This window comes from Microbacterium sp. H6 (genome assembly GCF_003314775.1).
GTDB lineage: Bacteria > Actinomycetota > Actinomycetes > Actinomycetales > Microbacteriaceae > Microbacterium > Microbacterium oxydans.
Window position 1 is genome coordinate 1 of the sequence record NZ_QOAY01000043.1, and the last position, 2,355, is coordinate 2,355.

The window sequence follows — 2,355 nt, forward strand, 5'->3', positions numbered from 1 at the left end:
CGAGCTCGTCGCCGGCGCGGTGCAGCACGGCGGCACGGTCGGCGGCCGGCAGCGCTGCCCACTTCTCGGCGGCGGCGGTCGCTGCGGTGAAGATGCCGTCGAGTTCGGCGTCCGTCTCGACCTTGGCCAGCGCGATGCTGTCCAGACCCAGCGTCGAGCCGACCGAACGGCTCAGGATCTCGCGACCCCAGGCACGGTTCGCCGCGATGGCGGGGTCAGTGTCGGCCTGGTTCGCGAAGCCCGTGGTCGTTCCCGCGGGAGCCTCAGCTGTCCGATCCTGCACCCGATGGGCGGCGGGGACGTACTGCGGATCGTCGTTCGCGAGCGCGGCAAGCGAACGCTCGAAGCGCTCCCGCTCCCGGGTGAGGAGCGTGGGGTTGGAGGCCAGTTCGAACACCGCCGACATGAAGTTCTCCGGGCTGGCGTTCTCCTCGAGGCGGCGCACCAGGTACGCGATCGCCACGTCGAACTCCGCCGGGTTCACGACCGGCGTGTAGAGCAGCAGACGGCCGACGTCCTTGCGGACGGCTTCGGCCTGACCGGTCGCCATGCCCAGCAGCATCTCGTACTCGACGAGGGGATCGGCGCCGGTCGGGTCGGCCACCCCGCGCGCCTGGGCGAGCAGCCAGGTGTAGGCGATGTCGAAGAGGTTGTGACCGGCGATCCCGATGCGCACGGCGTCCAGGCGCTCGGGCGTCATGGCCCAGTCGAGCACCCGCTTGTAGTTGGTGTCCGAGTCCTGCTTGGTGCCGTAGGTGGCGAGCGGCCAGCCATGGATCGCGGCGTCGACCTCCTCCATCGCGAGGTTCGCGCCCTTGACGACGCGCACCTTGATCGGCGCTCCCCCCTTGGCGCGGCGGGCGGCTGCCCACTCCTGCAGGTGCTGCATCGCGCCGAGCGCGTCGGGGAGGTACGCCTGCAGCACGATGCCGGCTTCGAGGTTCTCCAAGCCCGGCTGGTCGAGGATGCTCGTGAAGGCCGCGATCGTCAGGTCGAGGTCGCGGTACTCCTCCATATCGAGGTTGATGAACTTGGCCTTGCCCTTGGCCTCGGCACGCGCGGCGAGCTCGTAGAGCGGGGTGAGCTTCTCCACGACGTCCGCCACGGCCTCGTCGAACGACCACATCGACAGCTGGCTCACGACGCTGGAGACCTTGATCGACACGTAGTCGACGTCGTCGCGGGCCAGGAAGTCACGGGTGCCCTGCAGCCGGTGTCCGGCTTCCCGCTCTCCGAGCACGGCCTCGCCGAGCAGGTTGAGGTTCAGGCGGTTGCCGCTCTTGCGCAGCTTCGCGATGGCGGGGCCGAGCTTGGACGGAGTGGCGTCGAGCACGAGGTGCCCGACCATGGCGCGCAGCACGCGGCGCGAGATCGGCACGACAACGCCGGGGAGCTTCGGCGCCCAGAAGCCGCCGGTCTTGATCGCGGCACGCAGGTATCCGGGCAGCAGCGACGGGGTGATGTCGCTCAGCTCGGCGAGCTTGCGGCCGGCGACGCGCAGGTCTTCCGGGCGCATGACGCCGTCGACGAAGCCGACCGTGAACGCGAGTCCGTTCGGGTCCTTGAGCACCTCGGAGAGGCGCTGGGCGGCCGGCTCGACGGGGTGGGTCTCGCTCTCGGCGAGCCAGCGCTGCACCAGGGCGGCGACGTCTTCGGTGCGGGGGGTGGTGGTGTCGGCGGCGACAGGCATCGGTGGGACCTTCCAAGAGAGCGCACACCGGGATTTCGTGTGCGGCTGGATCATTGTCCTGCCGCTCGGTAGGCTCCGTCTATCAACCGATTTGCGTGGATTCTGTTCAGTTCCTCTGAACGATAGGCGCCGAACGAAGGACCCGCCGTGCTCGACGTGAACAGACTGCGGATGCTGGTGGAGCTGTCGCGTCGCGGGACACTGTCGGCCGTCGCCGACGCCCTGTCCTACAGCAAGGCATCGGTGTCGCAGCAGCTCAGTGCGCTGGAGCGCGACGTGGGCGTGCCGCTGCTGCGCCGGGTCGGGCGCGGGGTGCAGTTCACGCCGCAGGGGAACGTGCTCGTCGCCGAGGCCATCGGCATCCTCGACCAGCTCGAGCACGCCCAGGTCGCCGTCGCCGAATCCCTGACCGAAGTCACGGGCACCGTGCGCATCGCGGTCTTCCAGTCCACGGCACACTCGCTCCTGCCCCGCGGGCTCGAAGCCCTCAAGGAACGTCATCCTGCCCTGCGAGTGGAGGTCACGGAGTCCGACCCGGAGACCGGACTCGTCGGAGTGTCCAGCCGCGACTTCGACCTCATCCTCGCCGAGCAGTACCCGGGCCGCACACGCCCGATCCACGCCGACCTCGACCGGGTGGCGCTCGCACACGACGCGATCGCCCT

General features: G+C 69.6%; 2 protein-coding genes. One reads left to right on the top strand and one right to left on the bottom strand.

What is annotated here, in order from left to right; all coding sequences use genetic code 11:
• A partial coding sequence (locus tag DSP71_RS02780; RefSeq protein ID WP_181800647.1) for a proline dehydrogenase family protein occupies nucleotides 1–1,690 on the bottom strand: 1,690 nt, incomplete at its 3' end.
• A gap of 147 nt (nucleotides 1,691–1,837) precedes the next feature.
• Between DSP71_RS02780 and DSP71_RS02785 the strand changes: the two genes are divergently transcribed.
• A partial coding sequence (locus tag DSP71_RS02785; RefSeq protein ID WP_147251172.1) for a LysR family transcriptional regulator occupies nucleotides 1,838–2,355 on the top strand: 518 nt, incomplete at its 3' end.